The 4,014-nt window shown below is 40.1% G+C and carries 3 protein-coding genes; all 3 read left to right on the top strand.

The window, feature by feature from the left end; genetic code table 11:
* On the top strand, positions 1–1,564 hold a 1,564-nt coding region (locus tag IGI58_RS18040; RefSeq protein ID WP_429955469.1), incomplete at its 5' end, for a phage tail tip lysozyme.
* A 32-nt stretch (positions 1,565–1,596) separates the two neighbouring features.
* The gene (locus IGI58_RS18045; protein WP_429955473.1) at positions 1,597–3,261 is read left to right on the top strand and encodes a BppU family phage baseplate upper protein; all 1,665 of its coding nucleotides are present in this window, start codon (positions 1,597–1,599) and stop codon (positions 3,259–3,261) included.
* Between the two features lie 12 nt (positions 3,262–3,273).
* Positions 3,274–4,014 (top strand): hypothetical protein (locus tag IGI58_RS18050; protein WP_429955471.1); only part of this gene is annotated, 741 nt, incomplete at its 3' end.

The following is a 4,014-nucleotide window of genomic DNA, read 5'->3' on the forward strand; positions in this document are numbered from 1 at the left end:
CGATTCCACAGATACTGCTAAAAATGTCATCGCCATTAACAATGCCGGAATTGGTTTCTCAACTACTGGTTGGCGCGGTCCGTTTACAAATGCATGGACAATTGACGGCACATTAAATGCTGATTTCATTAGAGCGGGCAAAATCAGAGCCGACATTTTTGAGACATCATTTAATGCTTATGGTGATCAACTGAAACTATCAGGTGGTGCGTTACAGGCTGTAAACAATAAAAAGAAAATCATGGAATTAGACAAGCAAGGTATGAAGTTTTGGAAAGATACTGAGCCAATTGGAACTATGGGAACTGCTGGAGGTAAAATGGGTGGTTTTGCATGGCCTGAAGATTATGAAGGAAAATTCATCAATATAAGTTTAGCTGAAGATGGAAAAGCTATTCAATTGATAACAAAACAACCTAGTGATCCAAAAAAAGGAGCGCATGGAATTGCAATAACACATGATGGCAAGATCCATATAGTTGGCGACGAAATAAGTATAACTGCTGTTAAAAAATTATACCTTGGCGGTGGCGAAGGTGTAGGCGTTACAAGCGATCTGAATGTCTCAGGAAAACTAACTGTAAAAGGTCAAGAAATTGGAGACGGCTCAGGCGGCGGTGGCGGTGGAATTGGCGGAGGCTATCCTCCAGAGGTAACAAGCAAAGCCGATAAGTTCGCGTGGGACTTGTGGGCTTATTTATTGTCTAAAGGATATAGTAAAGCCGCGGCTGCAGGTATCTTAGGTAATGTCCAACAAGAAACGGGCGGAACGATGGATCCTGATACATTACAGGGCGGCGTTGGTCCTGGTTATGGTTTAGTTCAATGGGATGGCTCACGATATCCATTAGTTCCTCCGGCGACTTCCGACGGTATTCAATACGTTAAAAATCTTATGAAAGCCGCAAACATCACAGATGGTCATGCATCGATTCTTGGACAATCTAAGTTGCTTGATTGGTCAATGTATAACGGTCAATGGCTTGGTATTGTAGAACCGACTAGTGTTGATGGATTTAAAAAGATGACTGATCCGAAGGCTGCAGCTAACACATTTGAACGAAACTTTGAACGTCCTGCAGTAGCCCATCCAGAGAGACAAGGCTATGCACAAGAATGGTACAACAAGTTTAAAGATTTGAAACCATCAACGGATGGCTGGTTAACTCCTGTTCGTGTGGGTTATGTAGTTACACAAGAATGGGATCAAATCGGTTGGGGTACTGGTGAAATTCACGGTGGAATTGATTTAGCGCCAACAGGAGGCGGTAATCCACCAATTTATGCAGCTAAAGGCGGCACAGTAATGACAGTCGGGAATAATCCGGCGTTAGAGGGTAACTATGTCATGATTGATCATGGAGACAACTACTATACGTATTATGGACATATGGTTGATGGCAGTGTGAAAGTGACTACAGGTCAAAAAGTGACTAATTCGACTGTTATCGGTTCAATGGGAGCTACAGGATTAGCTTCAGGAGTTCACTTGCATTTTGAAGTCAGAAAAGGCGGATCAACTGCAAGCTCTCGGATTAACCCTCGTGATGTCATCAAATTTTAGTTAGGAGTGATACTTTGAAGATCAAACACGAAATGACCTTATCTACCACAGAGCCTAATAATAATGTCGGTGTGGTCAAGATTAGACAAGAGGATATAAACAGCCAAATCTTTGATATAGAGGTTGAAGCAAACGGGGAGCCTGTAGATTTTACAGGTTTGACCCCGTTTTTTATCAATAAAACCAAGATGGATGAAGGAAAACCGATAGAACAAGCTGATCGAATGACAGTATACCCAACAGAGGGTTGCTTGGAATATACGCTTGATAAGCGTGATTGGCAGTGGATTGGTAAAAATACTGCGTATATTAGTTTTAGACGGTTAAATAATGATAATAGCTGGAATGAAATGTACAGTACCCGCGATTTTACTTATCAAGTAACTGAAGGGGTTACGGAAGGGACTGTTTTTGATTCTGGTTATGTCTGGACGTTCGAGGATTTATTGCGCATGTTTCAAAAATTCATTAGCGATAGTGAAAATTCAATGCTCTCGTTTCAGGAGCAATGGGAAAAGTTTGTTGAAGAGAATAAGGCGATACTTGAAAGTTTAGATCCGAGCGGAGAATTGCTGAACCAACTGCATGAAGTGAAGGAAAAACAAGCGGAACTAGACGGTATACTACAAACAAACGCAGCACTGCAAATTGGCGGCGAGACACCTCGTCCGGTGTTTGCAGGACCATTAAACACTTTGCGCAATAAGATTGATAAAACAAAGTTTAACGTGCTGCATATGACCGATATACACACAGATTACGGATACGGTGCCACATCGTGGACTTACGCCGAGTATTTTTGGTCACATATGACAAATATGCAGTCGTTGCAAGATATGGCAGATGTGGCGATTTATAACGGTGATAATGCCGATTGTTACATTAAAGATAAAGAGCAATCAGAGATCCAGCAACGTAAATTTGGAATCAAAGCATTACGAACCGCTAAGATTCCGACATTCGTCAATCTTGGTAACCATGACAATGGATCACCACCGTTTAAAAGAGACATCGGAAAAGTTATGCCAGGTGACATTATTACCAACGAAGAGTTCAAGGATTTCTATGAGACGAAAACAAAATTATTTGACGAGGTAAGAAACGGTGACAGCTTGTACTTTTACAAGGATTTTGAAGACAAGAAAATCCGAGTTATCGGTTTGAACACAAACGACAATAACCAAAGCGTGTTAAATTCTGACGGAACATACAAATATGGATCACACGATCATTTCGCGATGCAGCAGGAACAACTCAAATGGTTAGCAAACGAAGCGTTAAAAGTGCCAAATGATTATCATGTCATTGTGTTTGGCCATTGCCCGTTACATGAGACGATTTTTGATAACAGAGAATGTGCTGTTAAAATTCTTGAAGCATTTAAACTCGGAACAACAGTACCAATCAAAAGTGTTTATCCTGATCATCTAGTGGATTTTACAGCAAGTTTTGTGGGTCAAGGTCCTGGTAATTTGATTGGTTATATTTGCGGTCATTGGCACGATGAGGGATTTAATCAAATCGGCGAAAACATCAAGTTTACTCAAATGCGTTGCTTAAATGGTGGCTTTGGTGATCCGGCTTTAATCGATACACCTCAAGAGGATTGCTGGTCTGTCTTATCTGTAGATACTGCAGCTAAAAAAGTAGATGTATTTGGATTTGGTCGGGCAACTGATCGATCATTTACTTATTAAGGGGGTGACAGAATGAAATTTGATTTAAAATATTTGAAGTTGTTCGAGTCTGTAAAAAAAATGATCTATTTACTAGAGAATCATATCGGATCGAACGAGAAAGAAGCACACAAAGCAGCATCAGAACATACTTATGGTTTTGCTTCACCTGATGTTTATAATTGTGCGATAGGCACTAAGATTCGAGGAGCACAAAAACAGTACAAATCAGTCTTTGACATTCCTGCAGGTCTTTACGAAACCTATGCTGACTTTGGAGATCTACCAGGAGGATTGAGCAATACTAGTGCGATCATACAATTAAGAATCGAGATAGGTGTAGGTGCTAGAAAACAAATATGGTTGACTGAAGGGTACGAAGGTCGTTTATGGTACTACACATTTCATACGGACGAAAAATCATACAATCCGGAAGGCTGGACATATCTTCCTCGGATTCAAGAAGTTTGGGCTGGCACAGCGAAAACCGCTGGGGATATTATTACATTAAATCAACATATGACTCACTTTAAGACAATTAGAGTATGGTATGAGCTAGACGATGGAATATCAAGGATTTGCCAAGAATTTGAATCAAATCAATCATTTAACTTGAGAGAAATTGACATATTTAACGGTTCTGCTGGTGCTAATCTATTTGAAATTCGCGTGACTAGGAATAGTAATACTCAATTAGTTATAACTCAAAATAAAGCTATTGGGTTAGATGGAAAAGAAACTACTAGCAATTTAAGAATCAGAAAAATTGAAGGA

Source organism: Enterococcus sp. AZ020, assembly GCF_050499205.1.
Lineage (GTDB): Bacteria > Bacillota > Bacilli > Lactobacillales > Enterococcaceae > Enterococcus_L > Enterococcus_L dunnyi.